This is a genomic window from Streptococcus sp. KHUD_018 (assembly GCF_054861215.1).
In genome coordinates this window covers 1,875,250-1,901,090 of the sequence record NZ_CM142176.1, presented here as the reverse complement: position 1 = coordinate 1,901,090, position 25,841 = coordinate 1,875,250, and the positions used below count along the sequence as shown (strand labels likewise).

Below are 25,841 nucleotides of genomic sequence, written 5' to 3'. Positions count from 1 at the left end.
TGAAAACTGGCCGTCATGGCCTGACAATCTAACAGGAGAAAATAAATATGTCACGTATTGGTAATAAAGTTATTGTGTTGCCTGCTGGTGTTGAACTCACTAACAATGACAACGTTGTAACTGTTAAAGGACCTAAAGGAGAACTTACTCGTGAGTTCTCAAAAGATATTGAAATCCGTGTGGAAGGTTCTGAAGTAACTCTTCACCGTCCAAACGATTCAAAAGAAATGAAAACAATCCACGGAACTACTCGTGCCCTTTTGAACAACATGGTTGTTGGTGTATCAGAAGGATTCAAGAAAGAACTTGAAATGCGCGGGGTTGGTTACCGTGCACAACTTCAAGGAAACAAACTTGTCTTGGCTGTTGGTAAATCTCATCCAGACGAAGTTGAAGCTCCAGAAGGAATTACTTTTGAACTTCCAAACCCAACAACAATCGTTGTTAGCGGAATTTCAAAAGAAGTAGTTGGTCAAACAGCTGCTTATGTACGTAGCCTTCGCTCACCAGAACCATATAAAGGTAAAGGTATCCGTTACGTTGGCGAATACGTTCGTCTTAAAGAAGGTAAAACAGGTAAATAATGTTGAGTGGTTGTTTTTCGACCACCGACCTATTTTCCAACTTTGTGCATAGCACACGATTTAAAACTAAAGAGGTGAAAACTGTGATTTCTAAACCAGATAAAAACAAACTCCGCCAAAAACGCCACCGTCGCGTTCGCGGAAAACTCTCTGGAACTGCTGATCGCCCACGTTTGAACGTATTCCGTTCTAATACAGGCATCTACGCTCAAGTGATTGATGACGTAGCGGGTGTAACGCTCGCAAGTGCTTCAACTCTTGACAAAGAAGTTTCAAAAGGAACTAAAACTGAACAAGCCGTTGCTGTCGGTAAACTCGTTGCAGAACGTGCAAGTGCTAAAGGTATTTCAGAAGTGGTGTTCGACCGCGGTGGATATCTATATCACGGACGTGTGAAAGCTTTGGCTGATGCAGCTCGTGAAAACGGATTGAAATTCTAATAGGAGGACACTAGAAAATGGCATTTAAAGACAATGCAGTTGAATTTGAAGAACGCGTAGTTGCTGTCAACCGTGTTACAAAAGTTGTTAAAGGTGGACGTCGTCTTCGTTTCGCAGCTCTTGTTGTTGTTGGTGACCACAATGGTCGCGTAGGATTTGGTACTGGTAAAGCTCAAGAAGTTCCAGAAGCAATCCGTAAAGCAGTAGACGATGCTAAGAAAAACTTGATTGAAGTACCTATGGTTGGAACAACAATTCCTCACGAAGTTCTTTCAGAATTCGGTGGAGCTAAAGTATTGTTGAAACCTGCTGTAGAAGGTTCTGGAGTTGCCGCTGGTGGTGCCGTTCGTGCCGTTGTGGAATTGGCAGGTGTGGCAGATATTACATCTAAATCACTTGGCTCTAACACTCCAATCAACATTGTTCGCGCAACTGTTGAAGGTTTGAAACAATTGAAACGCGCTGAAGAAGTTGCTGCCCTTCGTGGTATCTCAGTTTCTGATTTGGCATAAGAAAGGGGATAAAATGGCTCAAATTAAAATTACTTTGACTAAGTCTCCAATCGGACGCATTCCATCACAACGTAAAACTGTTGTAGCACTTGGACTTGGCAAATTGAACAGCTCTGTTATCAAAGAAGACAACGCTGCTATCCGTGGTATGATCACCGCAGTATCTCACTTGGTAACAGTTGAAGAAGTAAACTAATGAATCTTTAGGGGATGCGGCAATACTCATCCCCTAAAACTAGATATAGTCATCTAAGATGACGAATGTATAGGCGAGTTGATAAGGGAGACAACCTTTTCTCTCTTATCGGCGCTAGCATTTTACAAAAGAGGAGAAAATAATAATGAAACTTCATGAATTGAAACCTGCAGAAGGTTCTCGTAAAGTACGTAACCGTGTTGGTCGTGGTACTTCATCAGGTAACGGTAAAACATCTGGTCGCGGTCAAAAAGGTCAAAAGGCTCGTAGCGGTGGCGGAGTTCGCCTTGGTTTTGAAGGTGGACAAACTCCATTGTTCCGTCGTCTTCCAAAACGTGGATTCACTAATATCAACGCTAAAGAATACGCAATTGTAAATCTTGATCAATTGAACGTTTTTGAAGATGGTACTGAAGTTACTCCAGTTGTTCTTATCGAAGCAGGAATTGTAAAGGCTGAAAAATCAGGTGTTAAAATTCTTGGTAACGGTGAGTTGACTAAGAAGTTGACTGTGAAAGCAGCTAAATTCTCTAAAACAGCTGAAGAAGCTATCACTGCTAAAGGTGGTTCAGTAGAAGTCATCTAGAGAGGTGACCTATGTTTTTTAAATTATTAAAAGAGGCTCTCAAGGTTAAGAAAGTACGATCAAAAATTCTCTTTACGATTTTTATCATACTTGTCTTCCGTATCGGGACTAGTATTACTGTACCAGGTGTGAATGCAAAAAGTCTGGAAGCTTTGAGTGGATTATCCTTCTTGAACATGCTTAGTTTAGTTTCAGGGAATGCCATGAAGAACTTCTCGGTTTTTGCACTCGGTGTGAGTCCGTATATCACAGCTTCCATCGTTGTTCAATTGCTACAAATGGATATTGTTCCAAAGTTTGTAGAGTGGGGCAAGCAGGGAGAAGTAGGACGGAGAAAGATAAACCAGGCTACTCGTTATATTGCGCTTGTACTTGCGTTTGTGCAATCAATCGGAATCACTGCTGGTTTTAACACTCTATCTGGTGCAAAATTATTAACGACAGATCTAACACCTCAAGTCTTTGTTACGATTGGTATTATCCTGACTGCAGGTACTATGATTGTTACTTGGCTCGGGGAGCAAATCACTGATAAGGGATATGGTAACGGGGTGTCTATGATTATCTTTGCTGGGATTGTGGCTTCAATTCCAGAGATGATTCATGGCATCTACGTGGACTATTTTGTCAATATTCCAAGTGATCGGTTGATGTCATCTATTATATTTGTCGTTATTCTCATTATCGCTGTTTTGTTGATTGTTTACTTTACAACATATGTACAACAGGCAGAATATAAAATTCCGATCCAATATACAAAAGTTGCTCAAGGTGCTCCATCCAGTTCTTACCTTCCTTTGAAGGTTAATCCTGCTGGTGTTATCCCAGTTATCTTTGCAAGTTCGATTACGGCAGCTCCTGCGGCTATTCTTCAGTTTGTCAGCGCTATGGGGCTTGATTGGACTTGGGTACGTACAGCACAAGAAATGCTTGCGACAACATCTCCAACAGGTGTTGCCATGTATGCACTGCTGATTATTCTCTTTACATTCTTCTATACATTTGTACAGATCAATCCAGAGAAAGCAGCAGAAAACTTGCAAAAGAGCGGAGCCTATATCCACGGTGTCCGTCCTGGTAAGGGAACAGAAGAGTTCATGTCGAAACTTCTTCGTCGCCTTGCAACCGTCGGTTCCCTTTTCCTTGGTGTGATTTCAATCTTGCCGATTGTAGCAAAAGATGTCTTTGGGCTCTCAGAAGCGGTTGCTTTTGGGGGAACTAGTCTTTTGATCATTATTTCGACAGGTATCGAAGGAATCAAACAGCTAGAAGGTTACCTATTGAAACGTAAGTATGTTGGTTTCATGGACAAAACAGAATAAAAGCAAGACTACTTTTGCTTAGAGAGTGGAGTATGAAGGTCTACCTATAAGAGAGACTTTCGTCTCCCCTCTTCTATTTTGTTTTTAAATAGGAGTTAGAACAGTTTTCTGCTTCTATTTAAATACAAAATAAGGAGATCAGATCATGAATCTTTTGATTATGGGCTTACCTGGAGCAGGTAAGGGAACGCAAGCAGCTAAAATTGTGGAACAATTCCACGTGGCACACATTTCAACTGGGGATATGTTCCGTGCTGCTATGGCAAATCAAACTGAAATGGGTGTGCTTGCAAAGTCATACATCGACAAAGGTGAGTTGGTTCCAGATGAAGTTACAAATGGAATTGTTAAAGAACGCCTTTCACAGGACGACATCAAAGAAACAGGTTTCTTGTTGGATGGTTACCCACGTACGATTGAACAAGCTCATGCCTTGGACAAAACATTGGCGGAACTTGGTATCGAACTAGAAGGTGTAATCAATATCGAAGTGAACCCAGATTGTCTCTTGGAACGTTTGAGTGGCCGTATCATCCACCGCGAAACAGGTGAAACCTTCCACAAAGTTTTCAACCCACCAGTTGACTACAAAGAAGAAGACTACTACCAACGTGAAGATGACAAACCTGAGACAGTGAAACGTCGCTTGGATGTGAACATTGCACAAGGTGAACCAATCATTGCTCACTACCGTGCCAAAGGTTTGGTTCACGATATCGAAGGAAATCAAGATATCAATGATGTGTTCAAAGACATTGAAAAAGTATTGACAAATTTGAAATAAAGCGTTTTTCACACTTGCAAAAAATCGCTACAAATGTTATACTGAGATAGTCTGACTTATAATTGTTGTCTCTATGTCTAGAGGCATCAAATCGAAATTTATGGAGGTGCTTTTGCGTGGCAAAAGACGATGTGATTGAAGTTGAAGGCAAAGTAGTCGATACAATGCCTAACGCAATGTTTACGGTTGAACTTGAAAATGGACATCAGATTTTAGCAACAGTTTCTGGTAAAATTCGTAAAAACTATATTCGTATTTTAGCGGGAGATCGTGTTACTGTCGAGATGAGTCCATATGACTTGACACGTGGACGTATCACTTACCGCTTTAAATAATCGAAAAACTTGGAGGGATAAGAAATGAAAGTAAGACCATCGGTCAAACCAATTTGCGAATACTGTAAAGTAATTCGTCGTAATGGTCGTGTTATGGTAATTTGCCCAGCAAATCCAAAACACAAACAACGTCAAGGATAAGATAGAAAGGAGAAAACATGGCTCGTATTGCTGGAGTTGACATTCCAAATGACAAACGCGTAGTAATCTCATTGACTTACGTTTATGGTATCGGACTTGCAACATCTAAGAAAATTTTGGCTGCTGCTGGAATCTCAGAAGATGTTCGTGTACGTGACCTTACATCAGATCAAGAAGATGCTATCCGTCGTGAAGTGGATGCAATCAAAGTTGAAGGTGACCTTCGTCGTGAAGTAAACTTGAACATCAAACGTTTGATGGAAATCGGTTCTTACCGTGGTATTCGTCACCGTCGTGGACTTCCTGTCCGTGGACAAAACACTAAAAACAACGCTCGCACTCGTAAAGGTAAAGCTGTTGCGATTGCTGGTAAGAAAAAATAATATAGGAGGTAAAAGTCTTGGCTAAACCAACACGTAAACGTCGTGTGAAAAAGAATATCGAATCTGGTATTGCTCATATTCACGCTACATTTAATAACACTATTGTTATGATTACTGATGTGCATGGTAATGCAATTGCTTGGTCATCAGCTGGTGCTCTTGGTTTCAAAGGTTCTCGTAAATCTACACCATTCGCTGCTCAAATGGCTTCTGAAGCTGCTGCTAAATCTGCACAAGAACACGGTCTTAAATCAGTTGAAGTTACTGTAAAAGGTCCAGGTTCTGGTCGTGAGTCAGCTATTCGTGCGCTTGCTGCCGCTGGTCTTGAAGTAACAGCAATTCGTGATGTGACTCCAGTGCCACACAATGGTGCTCGTCCTCCAAAACGTCGCCGTGTATAATCATCGCATTACACTGCTTTTCGTTTAAGAGGGAGTAACTAAATGATTGAGTTTGAAAAACCAAATATAACAAAAATTGATGAAAATAAAGATTATGGCAAGTTTGTAATCGAACCACTTGAACGTGGCTACGGTACAACTCTTGGTAACTCTCTTCGTCGTGTACTACTAGCTTCTCTACCAGGAGCAGCAGTGACATCTATCAACATTGAAGGTGTCTTGCATGAGTTTGACACAGTTCCAGGTGTTCGTGAAGACGTGATGCAAATCATTCTGAACATTAAAGGGATTGCAGTGAAATCATACGTTGAAGACGAAAAAATCATTGAACTTGACGTTGAAGGTCCTGCTGAAATTACAGCTGGAGACATTTTGACTGACAGTGATATTGAGATTGTAAATCCAAATCATTATCTCTTTACAATCGGTGAAGGTTCTTCTCTAAAAGCGACAATGACTGTTAACAGTGGTCGTGGATATGTACCTGCTGATGAAAACAAAAAAGATAATGCACCAGTTGGAACACTTGCTGTAGATTCTATTTATACACCAGTTACAAAAGTCAACTATCAAGTAGAGCCTGCTCGTGTAGGTAGCAATGATGGATTTGACAAATTAACCCTTGAAATCTTGACTAATGGAACAATTATTCCAGAAGATGCTTTAGGGCTTTCAGCACGTATCTTGACAGAACATCTTGATTTGTTTACAAATCTTACTGAGATTGCTAAGTCAACTGAAGTGATGAAAGAAGCTGATACTGAATCTGACGATCGTATTTTGGATCGTACGATTGAGGAACTGGACTTGTCTGTGCGTTCATACAACTGTTTGAAACGTGCCGGTATCAACACTGTGCATGATTTGACAGAAAAATCTGAAGCAGAGATGATGAAAGTACGAAATCTTGGACGCAAGAGTTTGGAAGAAGTGAAACTCAAACTCATTGATTTGGGTCTTGGATTAAAAGATAAATAAAGGAGGAATACATGGCTTACCGTAAACTAGGACGCACTAGCTCACAACGTAAAGCAATGCTTCGCGATTTGACAACTGACCTTTTGATCAACGAATCAATCGTGACAACTGAAGCTCGTGCTAAAGAAATCCGTAAAACTGTTGAAAAAATGATTACTCTAGGTAAACGTGGTGATTTGCATGCACGTCGTCAAGCAGCTGCTTTCGTACGTAATGAAATCGCATCTGAAAACTATGATGAAGCAACTGATAAGTACACTTCTACTACAGCACTTCAAAAATTGTTCTCAGAAATTGCACCTCGTTATGCTGAACGTAACGGTGGATACACTCGTATCCTTAAAACTGAACCACGTCGTGGTGATGCTGCGCCAATGGCGATCATCGAATTAGTATAAAATCATCAATTTTGTTGAGTGTTATGATGATGGAGTCTTGTGCTCTTAGTCTAGCTCTGGTCTACCGCTGGGACTTCGGTCTTAGCGGGAACACTCATCATCATTTGATAGGGTAGACGCTTGTTTACGAAATTGTTTTTTTCTTAAGAACAACTTCGTAAGCAGGCGTTTTTTAGTATTTTTTTCGGAAATATGCTATACTAGGAAAAAAGAAAATCAAAAACGTTCAGGTTTTCTAATAATCGTAGAAATGGGGTATAAGAATGAAGGCTATTATTACAGTGGTTGGTAAGGACAAGGCTGGGATCGTTGCAGGCGTGTCTACTAAGATTGCAGAGTTGGGTTTGAATATTGACGATATTTCTCAAACAGTACTGGATGAGTTTTTTACCATGATGGCAGTCGTATCTAGTGACGAAAAGCAGGATTTTACAACTCTGAGAAATGAGTTTGAAACTTTCGGTCAGACCTTGAATGTGAAAATCAATATCCAAAGTGCAGCGATTTTTGATGCTATGTACAATATCTAGGAGGTTATCATGGATATTAGACAAGTTACGGAAACCATTGCCATGATCGAGGAGCAGAACTTCGATATCAGAACCATCACCATGGGGATTTCCCTTTTGGACTGTATTGATCCTGACATCGAACGTGCTGCTGAAAAGATTTACCAAAAAATCACCACTAAAGCTGCAAATCTAGTGGCTGTAGGAGATGAAATTGCTGCAGAACTTGGGATTCCTATTGTTAATAAACGGGTATCGGTGACTCCGATTTCTTTAATTGGTGCAGCGACTGATGCGACGGACTATGTTGTTTTGGCAAAGGCTCTTGACAAGGCTGCCAAGGAGATCGGTGTTGATTTTATTGGTGGATTCTCTGCCTTGGTACAAAAGGGTTATCAAAAAGGTGATGAGATACTCATCAATTCTATCCCCCGTGCTCTAGCTGAGACAGACAAGGTCTGTTCGTCTGTCAATATTGGCTCAACCAAGTCAGGTATCAACATGACTGCGGTTGCAGATATGGGACGTATCATCAAGGAGACAGCGAACCTATCAGATATGGGTGCGGCCAAGTTGGTCGTATTTGCTAATGCTGTTGAGGACAATCCTTTTATGGCAGGGGCTTTCCACGGTGTTGGCGAAGCAGATGTTATCATCAATGTCGGGGTTTCGGGTCCTGGTGTGGTCAAGCGTGCCTTGGAAAAGGTTCGTGGAGAGAGCTTTGATGTAGTAGCGGAAACAGTCAAGAAAACAGCATTCAAGATTACTCGTATCGGTCAGCTGGTTGGACAAATGGCGAGTGAACGCCTTGGTGTTGACTTTGGAATTGTCGACCTAAGCTTGGCACCTACTCCTGCAGTTGGTGATTCTGTGGCTCGTGTCCTTGAGGAAATGGGCCTAGAAACAGTTGGTACGCATGGGACAACGGCTGCCCTCGCTCTTTTGAATGACCAAGTTAAGAAGGGCGGAGTCATGGCTTGTAACCAAGTCGGTGGCTTGTCAGGTGCTTTTATCCCCGTTTCTGAAGATGAGGGAATGATTGCTGCGGTGCAAGATGGTTCTCTGAATTTAGAGAAACTAGAAGCCATGACGGCTATCTGTTCAGTTGGACTGGATATGATTGCCATTCCAGAAGATACGCCTGCTGAAACCATTGCGGCTATGATTGCAGATGAGGCGGCAATTGGTGTCATTAACATGAAGACAACGGCCGTCCGTATCATTCCAAAGGGCAAAGAAGGCGATATGATTGAGTTTGGTGGTTTGCTAGGAACAGCTCCAGTTATGAAAGTCAATGGGGCTTCGTCTGTTGATTTCATCTCTCGCGGTGGGCAAATTCCAGCTCCAATCCATAGTTTTAAAAATTAATAAAAAAGCGAGAGGATTTAAGTTGAGTTTAAGGATGACTGTGTATACTATAATCATTAAATAAAGACCTTCTAACTTTATTTAATAGAAATCCTAAACTTTTTCATAATAATCTCCTAGGGAAGCTACCATGAGGGTAGCTTTTCTTTTGGATAATTTACAAATGTTGGCTTTGCTTTTGAAAGCCAAATATTTCTTTGATCCATGATATAATAGAAGAAAATGGAGGATAGAAAATGTCTAAAGTAAGATTGTACTTGGTCCGTCATGGGAAAACGATGTTTAACACCATTGGACGTGCTCAAGGATGGAGTGATACACCTCTGACTGCAGAAGGTGAGTTGGGAATCCATGAACTGGGAATTGGCTTGAGAGAGTCTGGCTTGCAGTTTGACCGCGCTTATTCCAGCGATTCAGGTCGCACTATTCAAACTATGGGAATTATCCTAGAAGAACTTGGCTTGCAGGGGAAAATCCCTTACCGCATGGACAAGCGAATCCGTGAGTGGTGCTTTGGTAGTTTTGATGGGGCCTATGATGGGGACCTCTTTATGGGATTGATTCCGAGAATTTTCAATGTAGACCATGTTCATCAGTTGTCCTATGCAGAACTAGCAGAAGGTTTGGTAGAGGTTGATACAGCAGGCTGGGCTGAAGGTTGGGAAAAACTCAGTGGTCGAATCAAGGAAGGCTTTGAAGCGATTGCCAAAGAAATGGAAGAACAAGGTGGGGGAAATGCTCTCGTCGTAAGCCATGGAATGACCATTGGTACCATTGTTTATCTGATCAATGGCATGCATCCGCATGGTCTCGATAATGGTAGCGTAACGATCCTTGAATATGAGAACGGGCGGTTTAGCGTTGAGGTTGTTGGTGACCGTAGTTATCGAGAGCTCGGACGTGAGAAGATGGAAGAGACAAATAATCAATAGAAGTTAGCTCCGATTAGGAGCTAACTTTTTTTTCCTGTTAAATAAGTTGGATTTGCGACCCAGTATTTCTTGTTATCCCAGTCTAAAAGAACATTTCTCGTCTTTCAAATTCCCCCAAAAATGGTATAATAGTAACATCATAAAATTGGAGAGAGACCATGAGTTTTTACAATCATAAAGAAATAGAGCCTAAGTGGCAGGGCTACTGGGCAGAACATCATACATTTAAGACAGGAACAGATGCATCAAAACCGAAGTTTTATGCTCTCGACATGTTCCCATATCCTTCAGGAGCTGGATTGCACGTAGGACACCCAGAAGGTTATACTGCAACCGATATCCTCAGCCGTTACAAACGTGCGCAAGGCTACAATGTCCTTCACCCAATGGGATGGGATGCTTTTGGTTTGCCTGCAGAGCAATACGCTATGGATACGGGGAATGACCCGGCAGAATTTACAGCGGAAAATATTGCCAACTTCAAACGCCAAATCAATGCGCTTGGCTTCTCTTACGACTGGGACCGTGAAGTCAACACAACAGATCCAAACTACTACAAGTGGACGCAGTGGCTCTTCACCAAGCTTTATGAAAAAGGCTTGGCCTATGAAGCTGAAGTACCAGTAAACTGGGTTGAGGAACTAGGAACAGCCATTGCTAACGAAGAAGTCCTTCCTGACGGAACTTCTGAACGTGGGGGCTATCCCGTTGTCCGCAAACCGATGCGCCAATGGATGCTCAAAATCACGGCCTATGCAGAGCGCTTGCTTAATGACTTGGATGAGTTGGATTGGCCAGAATCTATCAAGGATATGCAACGCAACTGGATTGGGAAATCAACTGGTGCCAATGTCACCTTTAAAGTGAAAGGGACTGACAAGGAATTTACCGTCTTTACCACTCGTCCTGATACTCTTTTCGGTGCAACCTTCACAGTCTTGGCTCCTGAGCATGACTTGGTAGATGCTATCACAAGTCCAGAGCAAGCTGAGGCAGTAGCTGACTACAAACACCAAGCTAGTCTCAAGTCTGACTTGGCTCGTACCGACCTTGCCAAGGAAAAAACTGGTGTTTGGACGGGTGCTTATGCTATCAACCCTGTCAATGGCAAGGAAATTCCAATCTGGATTGCGGACTATGTTCTTGCTAGCTATGGAACAGGTGCGGTAATGGCTGTTCCAGCCCACGACCAACGTGACTGGGAATTTGCCAAACAATTTGACCTTCCAATCGTAGAAGTGCTAGAAGGTGGAAATGTAGCAGAAGCTGCCTACACAGAAGACGGTCTTCATGTCAATTCAGACTTTCTAGATGGCCTTAACAAAGAAGATGCTATTGCTAAGATTGTGGCTTGGCTGGAAGAAAAAGGTTGTGGACAAGAGAAGGTTACCTACCGTCTCCGCGACTGGCTCTTTAGCCGTCAACGTTACTGGGGTGAGCCAATTCCAATCATTCATTGGGAAGATGGGACTTCAACAGCTGTTCCTGAAAGTGAATTGCCACTTGTTCTGCCAGTAACCAAGGACATCCGCCCTTCAGGTACAGGGGAAAGCCCATTGGCTAACTTGACCGACTGGCTTGAAGTGACGCGTGAAGATGGTGTCAAAGGTCGTCGTGAAACCAACACCATGCCACAATGGGCTGGTTCAAGCTGGTACTACCTCCGCTATATCGATCCACACAATACTGAGAAATTGGCTGATGAGGACCTCCTCAAACAATGGTTACCAGTAGATATCTACGTGGGTGGTGCAGAGCACGCTGTACTTCACTTGCTTTACGCTCGTTTTTGGCATAAATTCCTCTATGATATCGGTGTTGTTCCAACTAAAGAACCATTCCAAAAACTCTTTAACCAAGGAATGATTTTGGGAACAAGCTACCGTGACCACCGTGGAGCTCTTGTGGCGACTGATAAGGTTGAAAAACGTGACGGTTCTTTCTTCCATGTGGAAACAGGAGAAGAGTTGGAGCAAGCACCAGCCAAGATGTCTAAATCCCTCAAGAACGTTGTTAACCCAGACGATGTGGTGGAACAATATGGTGCCGATACCCTTCGTGTTTATGAAATGTTCATGGGGCCACTTGACGCTTCCATCGCTTGGTCAGAAGAAGGTCTGGAAGGAAGCCGTAAGTTCCTCGACCGTGTTTATCGTTTGATCACAACCAAAGAAATCGTTGCTGAAAATAGCGGAGCTCTTGACAAAGTCTATAATGAGACCGTCAAGTCGGTAACAGAGCAGATCGAGTCTCTCAAATTCAACACAGCTATTGCCCAACTTATGGTCTTTGTCAATGCTGCTAACAAGGAAGACAAGCTTTATGTAAACTATGCCAAAGGCTTCATCCAATTGATTGCCCCATTTGCGCCTCACTTGGCAGAAGAGCTCTGGCAAACAGTTGCTGCAACAGGTGAGTCCATCTCTTACGTAGCTTGGCCAACATGGGACGAAAGCAAATTGGTTGAAGACGAAATCGAAATCGTCGTCCAAATCAAAGGTAAAGTTCGTGCCAAACTCATGGTCGCTAAAGACCTGTCACGTGAAGAATTGCAAGAAATTGCTCTCGCTGACGAAAAAGTCAAAGCGGAGATTGATGGCAAGGAAATCGTGAAGGTGATTGCAGTACCTAATAAATTGGTTAATATCGTCGTTAAATAACGAGTTTATTAGCCCTATCTGCCACCTTCAATAGTCCACTGGACCATTGAAACCAACTAAATTGGTTAATATCGTTGTGAAATAAGATAGGAATCCTTCAGAGTAGAATCTGGAGGATTTTTTGAATTTTTTCATGAAAGTATGATATACTATGTGCAATTATAATGTTTGAAAAGTGAATCAAGGAGAAAAACGATGCCAGTAAATGAATATGGTCAGATGATTGGTGAGCCAATGGAAAGTTATACACCAGGTGAATTGCCTTTCATTGATTTCTTAGAAGGGCGCTACGCTCGGATAGAGGCTCTTTCGGTGGAAAAGCATGCGGAGGATTTATTAGCTGTTTATGGCCCAGATACTCCTCGGGAGATGTGGACCTACCTCTTTCAGGAACCAGTGGCAGATATGGAGGAACTGGTTACTATCTTAAATCAGATGTTGGCTCGTAAGGACCGTTTTTTCTATGCTATCTTGGATAGGGAGACAGGTAAGGTCTTGGGAACCTTTTCGCTTATGCGCATCGACCAAAATAATCGTGTAGTTGAAGTTGGGACTGTTATCTTTTCTCCAGAGCTAAGGGGAACACGAATAGGGACAGAGGGTCAATATCTCCTAGCTCGCTATGTTTTTGAGGAGCTTAACTATCGTCGCTATGAGTGGAAATGTGATTCTCTAAATATCCCATCAAGACGAGCCGCGGAGCGTTTAGGCTTTGTTTATGAAGGAACATTCCGTCAGGCAGTCGTTTATAAGGGACGTACACGTGATACGGATTGGCTGTCTATGATTGATAAGGACTGGCCTCAAGTTAAAGTTCGTTTGGAAGCATGGCTGGCTCCTGAAAATTTTGATAAAAATGGACGGCAGTTCAAGAGTTTGAGAGAAATCTAAGAGGTGCTGACATGATTACCGTTAGAAAGCAAGAATTAGTAAATATAAATGATGTTTTGCATCTCTATCAGGCTGTCGGTTGGACAAATTATACACATCAACCTCAGATGTTGGAGAAGGCCTTATCTAACTCATTAGCAATTTATCTAGCACTTGATGGCGATGCCGTGGTGGGCTTGGTCCGTTTGGTCGGAGATGGTTTTTCATTGATTTTTGTCCAGGATTTGATCGTTTTGCCTAGCTATCAGCGCCAAGGGATTGGCAGTACCTTGATGAAAGAGGCTTTAGGTGATTACAAAGATGCCTATCAAGTCCAACTGGTGACCGAACAGACAGAAAAAACCTTGGGATTCTATCGTTCTCTGGGATTTAAAACCTTATCTACTTATGATTGTACAGGAATGATTTGGGGCGATCGAAAAAAATAAAAAATTGTGTTTTTTCTTAAGTAAAGTTTAAGTCTCCTCGTGTATTATATAGTCATTAAATAAAGATCTCCTAATACTCTTCGAAAATCTCATCAACCTTCGTTAGAGTCGACTTAGCTAACTATAGTTATGCTTGCGTCTATCTGCCTAGTCTGATTTCGATTTTCATTGAGTACCCTTTATTTAATGAAATCCCAAACTTTTCTTTTTCATCATAATCTCCTAAAGAAGTCACCCAATCAGGTGGTTTTTTTGTGACTTGAGAAAGGAAATTTCATTTGGAAAAAATTTTTCTAAAAAAAAATGATAAATCAGAAAAAAGTTAAGGGAATTTTAAGTCTCCTCGTGTATCATATAGTCATTAGATAAAGACCTCCTAATTTTATTTAATGAAATCCTAATCCTTTCTTTTTCATAATAATCTCCCTAAAGAGGCCACCCAATCAGGTGGCTTTTTTGTTTGTGGCTTTTATTTTTGATATAATAGAGGCATGAGTAGAATTTTAGATAATGAAATCATGGGGGATGAGGAGTTGGTAGAACGTACCCTCCGTCCTCAGTATTTACGTGAATATATTGGGCAGGACAAGGTCAAGGACCAGCTGCAAATCTTTATCGAAGCTGCTAAAATGCGGGATGAAGCGCTGGACCATGTGCTCTTATTTGGGCCTCCAGGTTTGGGGAAAACGACCATGGCCTTTGTCATTGCTAACGAATTAGGTGTCAATCTCAAGCAAACGTCTGGTCCTGTCATTGAAAAAGCGGGTGACTTGGTAGCGATTTTGAATGATTTGGAGCCTGGAGACGTCCTTTTTATTGATGAGATTCATCGCCTGCCCATGTCGGTGGAAGAAGTGCTTTATAGTGCTATGGAGGACTTTTACATCGACATCATGATTGGGGCTGGTGAGGGCAGTCGCAGTGTCCATTTGGATTTGCCACCATTCACCTTAATCGGCGCGACGACACGAGCAGGAATGCTTTCAAATCCTCTTCGTGCCCGTTTTGGAATTACTGGTCATATGGAATACTATGCCCACGCTGATTTGACGGAAATTGTTGAGCGGACAGCAGATATTTTTGAGATGGAAATCACTCATGAGGCAGCTTCAGAGTTGGCCTTACGTAGTCGAGGAACCCCTCGTATTGCCAATCGTCTCCTTAAGCGCGTGCGCGACTTTGCCCAGATTATGGGGAATGGGGTTATCGATGATGTGATTACCGATAAGGCATTAACCATGCTAGATGTTGACCATGAAGGCTTGGACTATGTGGATCAGAAAATCCTTCGTACCATGATTGAGATGTACGGAGGTGGTCCTGTCGGTTTAGGAACTCTTTCTGTTAATATTGCTGAGGAGCGTGAGACGGTTGAAGATATGTACGAACCTTACCTGATTCAGAAAGGTTTCATCATGCGAACTCGTTCTGGGCGGGTGGCGACTGCTAAGGCATATGAGCATTTAGGCTATGAATACAATGAAAAATGAACAAGAAATTCTAGATGCGTTCAGAGAAAACCCAGATTTGATGAAAATCTTAACCATCATCCGTAACCTTGGTCTGAAAGACTCTTGGTTAGTAGCAGGTTCCGTCAGAAATTTTATTTGGAATCTCTTGTCAGACAAATCCCCTTTTGATCATGAAACGGATGTGGATGTGATTTTCTTTGATCCAGAGGTTTCTTATGAGGAAACAGTATCCCTAGAGAGCAAGCTGAGAGAGGATTTCCCCCAGTATCAGTGGGAGTTGAAAAATCAAGTCTATATGCATCTGCACAGTCCCCACACAGCGCCTTACACGGGTTCTCGTGATGCTATGAGTAAGTATCCAGAACGATGTACAGCGGTAGGCCTACGCTTGAATGAAGATTCCACTTTAGAGCTCTTTGCCCCCTATGGTTTAGAGGATATTTTGAACTTTCAAGTTTCTCCAACTCCTCATTTCTTAGAAAATGAAGCCGGATAAAGCTCTATCAAGAACGCTTGTCCAAGAAAAATTGGCAAGAAAAATGGAAAGATCTCACTTTCTCGAATCTCTGAAAAGAAGTTAGTGACTTGATTACATAAGAATTCTATATGTGAGCTTGTAGTCATCACAAGATAAACAGAGAAATCTAAAGGTGCAAAAAATTATATAGTCAACAGGAACAACTCATTCAATCTATCATAGCTAACAAAGATACCGAATTTGTGAGATTGAGTGAGAAAAACATCTATTAAGGCTATCCTTATTGTTCTTGGAAGACAAGACTCCTGGGGAAATTATCCCAAGTAACTAACTTGAGCTTGAAAATTGGCATGTAAACGCTTTTGAAAAGTCGTAAATTATGATACAATGTTTAGAGAAATTACTGAGACGAGGACTTAGAAAACAATGAAAGTACATTTCACAAATTTATTTGGGCAAGCATCAACGAGTGTGGCCTTGATGGCGCAGAACAATGTCATGAAAATTGTTCGAGACTTTGGAGTTAACGAACTGGGGATATATTTTTATGATGCAAGCCATGAACCGTGGGAAGAACTGAACTCGCGAATGGATGGAATTGTCGCGGGGGTATCTTATGGAGATGTCGTTTTTTTCCAATCTCCTTCATGGAATAGTGTTGAATGGGACAATCACTTGATAGAAAAGTTAAAGCTTTCTCATGTAAAAATGGTGATGTTTATCCATGATGTTCAGCCACTAATGTTTGAGAGCAATTATTATCTTATGAAGGCCCACATTGACATGTATAACAAGTGTGATGTGGTGGTAGTACCATCCGAACAAATGTACCAGAAACTCGTTTCAGAGGGATTAACCGTCAAGAACTACGTTGTTCAAACACTCTGGGATCTTCCCCATGGTTTGGAACTCTATACTCCAAAGTTTGAGAAAAAATTAATCTTCTCAGGAGACCCATCTCGTTTTCCACATATTGTTGATTGGAAACACAGTACCCCCCTTCATGTTTATGCTACGAGAGCAGAGGGAGTAGATTATTCCAAAGTCCATCTTGAGGGGTGGCGAACTCAGCAGGAATTATTGTTGGAGTTGTCTAAAGGAGGAGGTTTTGGCCTAGTATGGGGAAATTCCGAAAATCCTGCGGAAGAGCGTGATTACTACAAAGAAAATGTTTCTTATAAGTTGACAACTTATCTGGCCGCGGGTATTCCTGTGGTTGTGCCAGACTATCTTTCTAATGTGGACTATATCCGTGAGAAAGGATTGGGCTTTGTCGTGTCCAGTTTGGAAGAAGCTAGCCACGTGGTTCAGGAATGTACGGCAGAAGAGTATGATCAAATGGTCACAAGAGCAAAATATACAGCTTACTTAATTAAAAATGGTTATTTCACAAAGAAATTGTTTATTGATTCTATGATGCTCTTAGATTAGTCAAAAGTCGGTCATCGGTTTACCACATTCAGATTTAGAAAGGCAAAATTTCAAGTCGAAGTTAGCCACTTGGGATAATTAGTTTTTTGTCAACTGTGTAGTGGGGTGATGAAAAACCACATCTTGGAGGGAACCAATTTGGTTCTCTCCTTTTTGCTAGACGCTTGAAGCTGATTTCCTCTACTTATAAATTTAGACATAACAAAATACCCCAAAAGCTGTCTAACTTTTTTTGGGGAGGTCATATATGGAGGGGGAGAGGATTACAAAATCATCACCAAGGTCCCAATCGTAATCAGTATACAGCCAATGATTGTTTTAAATGTCAGGACATCCTGTAGAAAGAAAAAGGCTAAAACGAGTGTAATGACGAGACTGAATTTATCGACAGCAGATACCTCAGTCGCATTGCCCATCTGCAAGGCCTTGTAGTAGCAGAGCCAGGAGGCGCCTGTTGCCAAACCAGACAGGATGAGAAAGAGCCAACTTTTTCTACTGATGTTGACAATCTCAGTCTGACTATTGGTCAAGAAAACCATGGCCCAAGCCATAAGGATGACGACGACCGTACGAATGGCTGTTGCTAGATTGGACGGAACTCCCTCAATCCCAATTTTGGCTAAAATAGAAGTTAAGGCTGCAAAGACAGCAGATAAAAGTGCGAAGAAAAACCACATGGTAACTACCTCCTCTCTCTATTATAAGTAATCGAATCCTACTTGTCAGTTCTCAAGTGAAATCTTGCTCTGATGGCATTTTAAAAAGCTATACCAATTTTTATGCTTGACAAGTGAGAAAAACAAGTATATACTGTCTTTGCTGGTTCTGTAAAAGGAAAATCAGACTATACCAATTTAAGGAGAAAGCACAGCTGGTCTGTGTCGTATATACTATGTGTGGAATTGTCGGTGTTGTTGGAAACACAAATGCAACTGATATTTTGATTCAAGGGCTTGAAAAGCTTGAATACCGTGGCTATGATTCTGCGGGGATTTTTGTTCTAGGTGGTGCTGAAAATCATCTAGTCAAGGCTGTTGGCCGTATCGCTGAATTGTCTGCTAAGACAGCTGGTGTTGAGGGAACAACTGGTATCGGTCATACGCGTTGGGCGACTCACGGGAAACCAACTGAGGACAATGCTCACCCACACCGCTCTGAGACAGGACGTTTTGTCTTGGTGCACAATGGGGTGATTGAAAATTACCTTGAAATCAAGGAAGAATACCTTGCAGGTCACCACTTTAAGGGGCAAACAGATACGGAAATCGCTGTGCACTTGATTGGGAAATTTGCAGAAGAAGATGGTCTTTCAGTTCTTGAAGCCTTCAAAAAAGCTCTTCACATCATCCGTGGTTCATATGCCTTTGCCTTGATTGACTCTGAAAATCCAGATGTCATCTATGTCGCTAAGAACAAATCTCCACTTTTGATTGGTCTTGGAGAAGGCTATAACATGGTCTGCTCAGATGCTATGGCCATGATTCGTGAGACCAACCAATACATGGAAATTCATGACCAAGAGTTGGTAATCGTCAAGGCTGATAGCGTTGAAGTTCAAGACTATGATGGCAACAGCCGTGAGCGTGCTAGCTATACTGCCGAGCTTGACTTGTCTGATATCGGTAAGGGAACTTATCCTTACTACATGCTCAAGGAAATTGACGAGCAACCAACAGTTATGCGTAAACTCATCCAAGCCTACACAGATGAGGCGGGTCAAGTAGTGGTTGATCCAGCTATCATCAAGGCTGTTCAAGACGCTGACCGCATCTACATCCTTGCGGCTGGAACTTCTTACCATGCAGGATTTGCTTCTAAGAAGATGTTGGAAGAATTGACAGATACACCAGTGGAACTTGGAATCTCATCTGAGTGGGGTTACGGTATGCCACTTCTCAGCAAGAAACCACTCTTCATCTTTATCAGCCAGTCTGGTGAAACAGCTGACAGCCGTCAGGTTTTGGTCAAGGCCAATGAAATGGGCATCCCAAGCTTGACAGTGACAAACGTACCCGGTTCAACTCTTTCACGTGAAGCCAACCATACCATGCTCCTTCACGCGGGTCCTGAAATCGCCGTGGCATCAACTAAGGCTTATACAGCGCAAATTGCAGCCCTTGCCTTCCTTGCAAAAGCAGTCGGTGAAGCAAATGGCAATGCTAAAGCACAAGCCTTTGATCTGATTCGTGAGTTGTCTATCGTAGCTCAGTCTATCGAATCAACCCTTTCAGAAAAAGAAACCATTGATGCCAAGGTTCGTGACCTTCTTGAAACAACTCGCAATGCCTTTTACATCGGACGTGGTCAAGATTACTACGTAGCCATGGAAGCAAGTCTCAAACTCAAAGAGATTTCTTACATCCAGTGTGAAGGCTTTGCGGCAGGAGAACTCAAGCACGGAACCATTGCCTTGATTGAAGAGGGGACACCTGTCTTGGCCCTCTTGTCAGATCCAGTCCTTGCCAACCACACTCGTGGAAATATCCAAGAGGTCGCAGCCCGTGGTGCCAAGGTTCTTACCATCGCAGAAGAAAATGTTGCTAAAGACACAGACGACATCGTCCTTACGACCGTACATCCTTACCTCTCACCAATCTCAATGGTCGTACCAACACAGCTAGTCGCTTACTTTGCAACACTCCACCGTGGCCTTGATGTGGACAAACCACGTAACCTTGCTAAGTCAGTAACTGTGGAATAAGACTGAGTATAAATAATTCTTATCAAGCTTATAAAAATTTCATATCGTAGAGAACATCATTTGAAAACAATGAGTATAAACACCTTAGAAAACCTGATTTAAAGGGATTTCTAAGGTGTTTTTCTTTATAGATATAAAAATTCCCAATCAAGTCAATAGTCAATATATATTGGGAAAAGGGGAAAAGGAGTGGTAAGATGGTTTCAATCCAAATGGAAGGAGAGAGGTATGGCAAGTAAAAGAGATCTAGTTTTTAGAGCGATTCGAGGCGATGAAGTGGAAAGAGTTCCTGTGGGATTTTGGTTTCATTTTGTAACACTCGAAGAAAAGGGGCAGGGATTAAATAATCCACGTATCTTTCAAAAAAGTGTTGACGGGCATCGTAACTATGTGGAAAGGATTCGCCCTGATTTTGTCAAAATTATGAGTGACGGTTTTTTCCTTTATCCAAGTAATGTCTATAATCCTAAGATTGCAAGCATTCAGGAGCTGACTTCTATTGAGTCGATTGGTGAGGAACACCCATGGATTCAGCAACAGGTGGAAGTGGTACAAGCGATTCGAGAGACCTTTACCGAAGAGATTGTTTCTTTCTACAATATCTTTTCCCCTATCTCCTACCTCAAGCGCTGGTTCCGCACAGAAACATCTCGAGGAGATAGGGAAGTGGCTGATCTATTGCTTGAAAATCCTGAGCAATTTAGAGCGATTCTAGATGTGATTGCAGGAGATATTGCTATCATAACTCAGAAAATCATCCAGCAAGGCGGTGTTGACGGGATTTACCTCAGCACCCAGGAAATTCAAGATGAGCGCATCACACCAGCACTCTACCAAACCTATATCGAACCGAGCAATATAGCGATTTTGGAGGCTGCCAATCAGGTTGGTGGGACCAATATCCTCCATATCTGTGGTTTTGAAGGTGCGAGCAATGATGTGACGATATTTAAGGATTATCCAGCGCAAGTGGTCAACTGGGCTACTCACCATGAGGATGTTAGTTTGACACAGGGTCAGGAGTTGTTTCCAGGCAAGGCCGTTTTAGGTGGATTTGAAAATGGCAAGAAAAGCTTGCTTTATCAAGGTTCCAAGGCGGAATTGCAAAATGAAACAAGACGGTTGCTAGCTGAAGCTGGTAGTAAAGGCGTTCTTCTGGGAGCTGACTGTACTGTTCCAGATGACTTTGACTTAGAGAGGTTGGACTGGATTCGGCAGGCAGCGGTTCTCTAAAAGGAGGAGCTATGAAAAGTAAAAGATGGGGCATCTTCATTGCAGTTGTCGGTTTGCTGGCCTTGGTCACCATAAGTGTCGTAAAAAATGGGCACTGCAAAAATGGAGAGAGATGTCGTGGAGTTCAGGATTTTTCCAAGTCCAGTCTCCTCTTTCTACGCTCGAATGATATCGCAAGCAGTTTATTAGTTGAAAAAGTAAGAAATGGAGAATAAGAATGTCAGAAAAAAAAGAATGGGTTTTAAAAGCATTTAGAGGTGAAAAGGTTGAACGTGTGCCAGTTGGCTTTTGGCACCATTTCACATCCGAAGACGAATGGCTACACGGTTTCTCAAATCCAGTCATTATCGAGAAGAATATCGAGGGACATAAGCGCTTTATCCGAGAAGTTCAGCCGGACTTTATCAAACTCATGAGTGATGGGTACTTTGCTTATCCAAATCCAGCGATTGCCAAAGGAAAATCACTTCAAGAATTGGCAGCCATTCAACCACTCGGACCAGATTACGCTTGGATAAAAGAGCAGGTGGACTTGGTTAAGAAAATCAAGCAAGAGTTTACAGAAGATATTGTTGCGATTTACAATATTTTTGCTCCTGTGACCTATCTCAAGTGGTTGCTTGGGGAAGTGTCTGGTGGAGATGACCTCATTGCAGACTTTCTGGTGGAAGATCCTGAAGCTCTGAAGAAGGTGTTGGATGTGATTGCAGAGGATATTGCGAGTCTCAGCCGAGCTGTTATCGAAGAGGCTGGTGCTGATGGAATCTACCTCAGCGTGCAGAGTATCCAAGATCAACGAGTGTCGGCAGCAGAGTATCAAGCCGTCATTGCCCCTAGCGAGATAACGGTTCTGGAAGCGGCTAGTGCTGTTGGTGGCGTCACTGTTCTTCATATCTGTGGCTACGAGGGGGCGCGAAATGATATTCACCTTTTTGCAGACTATCCAGCCCAAGTCTTTAACTGGGCTGTAGGACCAGAGGGAATCACTCTCAAGGAAGGTCGTGAGATTTTCAAGGGACGTACGGTTCTTGGAGGATTCGAAAATGGCAAGACAGGCTTACTGTATACTGGTAGCAAGGATGCCATTCAGGCAGAAGCAAAGAAACTAGTTGCAGAAGCTGGGAAACAGGGCTTGGTACTTGGAGCAGATTGTACCATTCCAAGTGATATCGCAGTTGAACGTATCCAGTGGGTGAGAGAAGCGCTTGAAAACTAAAGGAGAAAAAGATGAGTAAAAAAGCATGGATTATCGGTGGTGTAGCAGTTGTTGCAGTAATTGGGGCAACGATTATCGGGAGAAGTTTAGCTGGCGTTCCAGCCAAGGAGGGAGAAACGGCTTCGTCTGCTGAAGTCATAACTTTGAAGGTTGCCCATACACAAAACTATGTACCTTATGACTTTGTCAATGAAAAAGGGGAATCAGATGGTTATGAAGTAGCTGTTTTGAAGGCTGTTGATGAGAAGTTGGCAAACTATCAATTTGAATATACAGGTACCAGTGATGATGACCTCTTGATTGGTCTGGAATCAGGCAAGTATGACATCGGAACCAAGGGAGCTTGGTACACAGATGAACGAGCTAAAAAGTTTGTCATTCCATCTGAACCAGTGGGAGCGAGCATCATCGGATTTACTGTCAGAAAAGAAGATGAACAGAAATACAAAACCATTGATGACTTTGCTAAGAATAAAGGGAAATTGGTTCCCATCTCTCCACAGAATGCTCAATGGAATGTCATCACCAGCTACAATGAAAAACATCAGGATGCACCGATTGAGCTAACAGCAGCTGAATCCTTTAAAGTGGCAGATGCCTATGCCTGGGTCTTAGAAGGACGTTATGACGCCTTCTTTGATATCAAACTGTCCTTTGAAAAAGCAGTTACCGCAGAAGATGGCCCTTACCACCAATATGCGGATAAACTCAGCTGGTTCCCATACAAGGGTATTCCAACTTATCCCTTGATTCACCGTGATGAAAAGGGTGAGCAATTCGCTAAAGAATACGAAAAAGCAATCAAAGAGTTGAAAGAAGATGGCACGCTTGCTAAGCTATCTCAGCAATACTTTAAAGAAGATGTCTTTAGTTATGTAGACAAAGACTAGACCAGAAATTCCAAGACTAGAAAGGGTTTTGCATGGTTTCTTATGATTTTTCCAAGGTCTTTCAGTTTTTGCCAACCTTATGGCAGGCACTTCCTATGACCTTGTCCATTCTCTTTTTTACCACTCTTCTTGGTTCCCTTTTTGGAGGTCTCTTGGCCTGGGCACAAGTAGGAGAAGACAAGAGTTTTGCAGCGATTTCCAAAGGCTATATCTTTACCCTACGTTGTACACCGCCGATTGTCTTGCTTTTTCTAGTCTTTTATGGCTTGCCAGAATTTCTGAAATGGTGGCTTGGTTTGGATATCAACAACTGGTCTAAAACTATTTTTGTTCTCCTGACGATGATTCTCTTGTTTGCCGCTATTGTTGCCGAGGTTTTCAAGGCGAGCTATCAAGCTATTCCAAAGGGACAGACAGAGGCTGGGCTTAGTATTGGTTTGACTCCAAGTCAGACTTTTTGGAGAATCATTTTTCCCCAAGCTTTTCAAGTTGCTCTTCCCAATATAACAACTGCTATTCTCAATCTTATGCGGGATGCTGCCTTGGCCTATACGATTGGTTTCGTTGATGTTATGGGGGCAGGCAATCTCTTGATCAGTCGCAATTTAGGGAACTACTCTCTGGAAACCTATACGGCAGTTGCACTTCTTTATTGGGGGATTGCCTTGGTTATTTCTAGCCTGAGTCGTATGCTTGAGAAGTCTTTGGAAACAAAAGGGAGGTAAGAAATGGATATAGACTATATTGTAAAGACCTTTCTGGAGACCTTGAAGGGTGTGCCAATCACCTTGATTATCATGATTGTGGCTATGGTCTTAAGTTTTTTACCAGCTCTATTTTTAGCCTTGGGGCAGATCTACAAGGTTCGAGGGGTGAGGAGTTTTTCTCTGGTCTATCTGGCGTTTATCCGAGCGACTCCTCCGATTTTATTGATTCTCTTCTTTTATAGTTTGTTTCCAAGCCTGCTGAATCAATTTCTCAAAAGCATATGAAGCGACTTTGATATTTTCAAGCTCGATCCTCTCTATTATGCTTTTATCATTTATAGTTTGATGACGGTCGGGAGTTTGTCGGAGATTTTGCGTTCAGCTATCTTGACGGTGGACAAGGGACAACTAGAGGCAGCGCATGCGATTGGGCTGACTACGACCCAGGCCTATCTAAGGATTGTTTTTCCTCAAGCCTTGCGCTCAGCCTTGCCTAACTTGGCCAATCTGGTGATCAATATCGTCAAAGGGACCTCCCTGGTCTTTGTTATGACTATCAAGGATATCACTGCTATTGCTCGTGTGGAAGCGTCCTACGGTTACCAGTATTTTGAGTCTTATTTTGTGATCTTTTTGCAGTATATTTTGATCTGTGGTTTGATTCAGTGGGGCTTCTATCTACTGGAGAAAGGCTATGTGAAAAAAGAAAAGAGAGCAAAAGCATCTAGCGCGCGTTTTGTATAGGAGGACAGGATGTTACAAGTAGAACATATCGCAAAAACATTTGGAGAGAGGCAGGTTCTGGAGGATGTCAATCTCCAGGTCAATCAAGGGGATGTCGTCGTTATTTTAGGACCATCAGGTTCGGGGAAAACGACCTTTCTCCGTTGTCTCAACCACTTAGAAAAAGCTGACAGTGGCCATTTAACCTTGGCAGGAAAGACCTATGACTTAGCCAAATTAAGCAAGAAAGACATTCTAGAAATTCGCCAAAAAACAGCCTTTGTTTTCCAACACTACAATCTCTTTGCAAATAAAACAGCCCTGGAAAATATTCTAGAAGGCCTAATCGTGGCTCGTAAAGTTCCCAAGGAAGAAGCGCTCAAACGTGCAGAATCTGCCTTGGAAAAAGTTGGTTTACTGTCCTATAAAGACTACTACCCTTCCCAGCTATCTGGAGGGCAACAACAACGAATAGGAATTGCGCGTGCCATTGCCGTCAAGCCCGAGGTGATTTTACTCGATGAACCAACATCTGCACTAGACCCTGAGTTGGTTAGAGATGTTTTGGATGTTCTGAAACAGTTGGCGGGAGAAGGTGTGACTATGGTGGTCGTCACACATGAGATGGGATTTGCTAGAGATGTCGCTAATCACGTTATTTTTATGGACGGAGGCCGTATCGTAGAGGAGAACAATCCCCACGATTTCTTTAGCCGTCCGCAGGAAGAACGAACCAAGCAGTTTCTGGCTCGTATCTTATCAGATGCCACCTATAGTGTAGAATATATGATTTGATAGATAAGTGTATTATGAAAGTAATTTATGAAGCAAAGTTCCAATCTATAAACTATGGAAAAAGGTGCCAGCTTGAAATGACTTTCAGAAAAAGCTAGGTTTTAGACTTAGATTGGCTATTTGAGATGATTTGAGCTACTTTTCGTACACTCAAGTGGGCAATCTTATTTTAGATTTTTCATTTCTCAAAAAACTTAAGAAAAATTTAAGCTAGGAGGTGTATACTAAGCTCATAAGTTAAGAGGAACTTAACTTAAACTCCTAAAACTTTTTCATAATAATCTCCCTATAAAATTAAGTCGCCCAATCAGGCGGCTTATTTTTTGTCTGTGTGGAGAGCTAATAAC

General features: G+C 42.3%; 29 protein-coding genes and 2 pseudogenes. 30 read left to right on the top strand and 1 reads right to left on the bottom strand.

Annotated elements, in window-relative coordinates:
• Nucleotides 1-47: 47 nt before the first annotated feature.
• From rplF to ACVBD2_RS09485, 22 genes and pseudogenes are all read left to right on the top strand, one after another.
• Entirely contained in the window at nucleotides 48-584 is a 537-nt protein-coding gene (gene rplF, locus ACVBD2_RS09590) for a 50S ribosomal protein L6 (RefSeq protein ID WP_336315007.1), read from the top strand.
• A gap of 83 nt (nucleotides 585-667) precedes the next feature.
• Nucleotides 668-1,024 carry a 50S ribosomal protein L18 gene (gene rplR / locus ACVBD2_RS09585; protein WP_004251098.1) on the top strand — a complete coding sequence of 119 codons (357 nt, stop codon included), beginning with the start codon at nucleotides 668-670 and terminating at the stop codon, nucleotides 1,022-1,024.
• A gap of 17 nt (nucleotides 1,025-1,041) precedes the next feature.
• Complete coding sequence (gene rpsE, locus ACVBD2_RS09580; RefSeq protein ID WP_000874196.1) at nucleotides 1,042-1,536, top strand: 30S ribosomal protein S5; 495 nt, start codon at nucleotides 1,042-1,044, stop codon at nucleotides 1,534-1,536.
• A gap of 13 nt (nucleotides 1,537-1,549) precedes the next feature.
• The gene (gene rpmD, locus ACVBD2_RS09575; protein WP_000057241.1) at nucleotides 1,550-1,732 is read left to right on the top strand and encodes a 50S ribosomal protein L30; all 183 of its coding nucleotides are present in this window, start codon (nucleotides 1,550-1,552) and stop codon (nucleotides 1,730-1,732) included.
• Nucleotides 1,733-1,877: 145 nt separating this feature from the next.
• The gene (gene rplO, locus ACVBD2_RS09570; RefSeq protein WP_000766092.1) at nucleotides 1,878-2,318 is read left to right on the top strand and encodes a 50S ribosomal protein L15; all 441 of its coding nucleotides are present in this window, start codon (nucleotides 1,878-1,880) and stop codon (nucleotides 2,316-2,318) included.
• An 11-nt stretch (nucleotides 2,319-2,329) separates the two neighbouring features.
• Nucleotides 2,330-3,640, top strand: a complete 1,311-nt coding sequence (secY, locus tag ACVBD2_RS09565) for a preprotein translocase subunit SecY (protein ID WP_461685694.1) — start codon at nucleotides 2,330-2,332, stop codon at nucleotides 3,638-3,640.
• Nucleotides 3,641-3,785: 145 nt separating this feature from the next.
• Nucleotides 3,786-4,424 carry an adenylate kinase gene (locus tag ACVBD2_RS09560; RefSeq protein WP_001050433.1) on the top strand — a complete coding sequence of 213 codons (639 nt, stop codon included), beginning with the start codon at nucleotides 3,786-3,788 and terminating at the stop codon, nucleotides 4,422-4,424.
• A gap of 116 nt (nucleotides 4,425-4,540) precedes the next feature.
• Nucleotides 4,541-4,759 carry a translation initiation factor IF-1 gene (infA, locus tag ACVBD2_RS09555; protein WP_001029883.1) on the top strand — a complete coding sequence of 73 codons (219 nt, stop codon included), beginning with the start codon at nucleotides 4,541-4,543 and terminating at the stop codon, nucleotides 4,757-4,759.
• 24 nt (nucleotides 4,760-4,783) lie between these two features.
• Nucleotides 4,784-4,900: a 50S ribosomal protein L36 gene (gene rpmJ, locus ACVBD2_RS09550; RefSeq protein ID WP_001808836.1), complete on the top strand. Its 117-nt coding sequence runs from the start codon at nucleotides 4,784-4,786 to the stop codon at nucleotides 4,898-4,900.
• Nucleotides 4,901-4,917: 17 nt separating this feature from the next.
• Nucleotides 4,918-5,283 carry a 30S ribosomal protein S13 gene (gene rpsM, locus ACVBD2_RS09545; RefSeq protein WP_000090781.1) on the top strand — a complete coding sequence of 122 codons (366 nt, stop codon included), beginning with the start codon at nucleotides 4,918-4,920 and terminating at the stop codon, nucleotides 5,281-5,283.
• A gap of 17 nt (nucleotides 5,284-5,300) precedes the next feature.
• Nucleotides 5,301-5,684: a 30S ribosomal protein S11 gene (gene rpsK, locus ACVBD2_RS09540; protein WP_001118385.1), complete on the top strand. Its 384-nt coding sequence runs from the start codon at nucleotides 5,301-5,303 to the stop codon at nucleotides 5,682-5,684.
• A gap of 42 nt (nucleotides 5,685-5,726) precedes the next feature.
• Nucleotides 5,727-6,662 (top strand): DNA-directed RNA polymerase subunit alpha, encoded by a 936-nt coding sequence (locus ACVBD2_RS09535; protein ID WP_461685693.1) that lies wholly within the window; start codon nucleotides 5,727-5,729, stop codon nucleotides 6,660-6,662.
• A gap of 11 nt (nucleotides 6,663-6,673) precedes the next feature.
• Complete coding sequence (gene rplQ, locus ACVBD2_RS09530; protein ID WP_000331493.1) at nucleotides 6,674-7,060, top strand: 50S ribosomal protein L17; 387 nt, start codon at nucleotides 6,674-6,676, stop codon at nucleotides 7,058-7,060.
• Between the two features lie 263 nt (nucleotides 7,061-7,323).
• Nucleotides 7,324-7,590: an ACT domain-containing protein gene (locus ACVBD2_RS09525; protein ID WP_461685692.1), complete on the top strand. Its 267-nt coding sequence runs from the start codon at nucleotides 7,324-7,326 to the stop codon at nucleotides 7,588-7,590.
• A 9-nt stretch (nucleotides 7,591-7,599) separates the two neighbouring features.
• The gene (locus ACVBD2_RS09520) at nucleotides 7,600-8,937 is read left to right on the top strand and encodes a PFL family protein (RefSeq protein WP_461685691.1); all 1,338 of its coding nucleotides are present in this window, start codon (nucleotides 7,600-7,602) and stop codon (nucleotides 8,935-8,937) included.
• 236 nt (nucleotides 8,938-9,173) lie between these two features.
• Entirely contained in the window at nucleotides 9,174-9,869 is a 696-nt protein-coding gene (locus ACVBD2_RS09515; RefSeq protein ID WP_071851660.1) for a histidine phosphatase family protein, read from the top strand.
• Nucleotides 9,870-10,027: 158 nt separating this feature from the next.
• On the top strand, nucleotides 10,028-12,529 hold the full coding sequence (gene leuS / locus ACVBD2_RS09510) for a leucine--tRNA ligase (protein ID WP_461685690.1): 2,502 nt from the start codon (nucleotides 10,028-10,030) through the stop codon (nucleotides 12,527-12,529).
• 195 nt (nucleotides 12,530-12,724) lie between these two features.
• Entirely contained in the window at nucleotides 12,725-13,420 is a 696-nt protein-coding gene (locus ACVBD2_RS09505; protein ID WP_461685689.1) for a GNAT family N-acetyltransferase, read from the top strand.
• Nucleotides 13,421-13,431: 11 nt separating this feature from the next.
• The gene (locus ACVBD2_RS09500; protein WP_461685688.1) at nucleotides 13,432-13,848 is read left to right on the top strand and encodes a GNAT family N-acetyltransferase; all 417 of its coding nucleotides are present in this window, start codon (nucleotides 13,432-13,434) and stop codon (nucleotides 13,846-13,848) included.
• A 491-nt stretch (nucleotides 13,849-14,339) separates the two neighbouring features.
• Nucleotides 14,340-15,338, top strand: coding sequence for a Holliday junction branch migration DNA helicase RuvB (gene ruvB / locus ACVBD2_RS09495; RefSeq protein WP_084939994.1), 999 nt, complete (start codon nucleotides 14,340-14,342; stop codon nucleotides 15,336-15,338).
• Nucleotides 15,319-15,890 (top strand): annotated as a pseudogene (locus ACVBD2_RS09490) (nucleotidyltransferase family protein). Before ruvB ends, ACVBD2_RS09490 begins: the two are co-directional and overlap by 20 nt.
• Before the next feature lie 334 nt (nucleotides 15,891-16,224).
• The gene (locus ACVBD2_RS09485) at nucleotides 16,225-17,229 is read left to right on the top strand and encodes a sugar transferase (RefSeq protein WP_461685687.1); all 1,005 of its coding nucleotides are present in this window, start codon (nucleotides 16,225-16,227) and stop codon (nucleotides 17,227-17,229) included.
• Nucleotides 17,230-17,492: 263 nt separating this feature from the next.
• On the opposite strand, the gene ACVBD2_RS09480 is transcribed toward ACVBD2_RS09485, so the two are convergent.
• Nucleotides 17,493-17,906 (bottom strand): EamA family transporter, encoded by a 414-nt coding sequence (locus tag ACVBD2_RS09480; protein ID WP_000264215.1) that lies wholly within the window; start codon nucleotides 17,904-17,906, stop codon nucleotides 17,493-17,495.
• A 215-nt stretch (nucleotides 17,907-18,121) separates the two neighbouring features.
• Here ACVBD2_RS09480 and glmS point away from each other — a divergent pair, with 215 nt between their 5' ends.
• From glmS to ACVBD2_RS09440, 8 genes and pseudogenes are all read left to right on the top strand, one after another.
• On the top strand, nucleotides 18,122-19,930 hold the full coding sequence (gene glmS, locus ACVBD2_RS09475) for a glutamine--fructose-6-phosphate transaminase (isomerizing) (RefSeq protein ID WP_461685686.1): 1,809 nt from the start codon (nucleotides 18,122-18,124) through the stop codon (nucleotides 19,928-19,930).
• Nucleotides 19,931-20,158: 228 nt separating this feature from the next.
• Nucleotides 20,159-21,163: a uroporphyrinogen decarboxylase family protein gene (locus ACVBD2_RS09470; protein WP_461685685.1), complete on the top strand. Its 1,005-nt coding sequence runs from the start codon at nucleotides 20,159-20,161 to the stop codon at nucleotides 21,161-21,163.
• Nucleotides 21,164-21,174: 11 nt separating this feature from the next.
• A complete protein-coding gene (locus tag ACVBD2_RS09465; protein ID WP_461685684.1) occupies nucleotides 21,175-21,378 on the top strand; it encodes a hypothetical protein in 204 nt (67 codons plus the stop codon).
• Between the two features lie 2 nt (nucleotides 21,379-21,380).
• The gene (locus tag ACVBD2_RS09460; protein WP_461685683.1) at nucleotides 21,381-22,379 is read left to right on the top strand and encodes a uroporphyrinogen decarboxylase family protein; all 999 of its coding nucleotides are present in this window, start codon (nucleotides 21,381-21,383) and stop codon (nucleotides 22,377-22,379) included.
• Between the two features lie 11 nt (nucleotides 22,380-22,390).
• Nucleotides 22,391-23,269, top strand: coding sequence for a transporter substrate-binding domain-containing protein (locus tag ACVBD2_RS09455; RefSeq protein ID WP_057488795.1), 879 nt, complete (start codon nucleotides 22,391-22,393; stop codon nucleotides 23,267-23,269).
• Between the two features lie 32 nt (nucleotides 23,270-23,301).
• Nucleotides 23,302-23,994, top strand: a complete 693-nt coding sequence (locus ACVBD2_RS09450; RefSeq protein WP_461685682.1) for an amino acid ABC transporter permease — start codon at nucleotides 23,302-23,304, stop codon at nucleotides 23,992-23,994.
• Between the two features lie 3 nt (nucleotides 23,995-23,997).
• Nucleotides 23,998-24,720 (top strand): annotated as a pseudogene (locus ACVBD2_RS09445) (amino acid ABC transporter permease).
• 9 nt (nucleotides 24,721-24,729) lie between these two features.
• Nucleotides 24,730-25,494 (top strand): amino acid ABC transporter ATP-binding protein, encoded by a 765-nt coding sequence (locus ACVBD2_RS09440; RefSeq protein WP_461685681.1) that lies wholly within the window; start codon nucleotides 24,730-24,732, stop codon nucleotides 25,492-25,494.
• Nucleotides 25,495-25,841 lie beyond the last annotated feature (347 nt).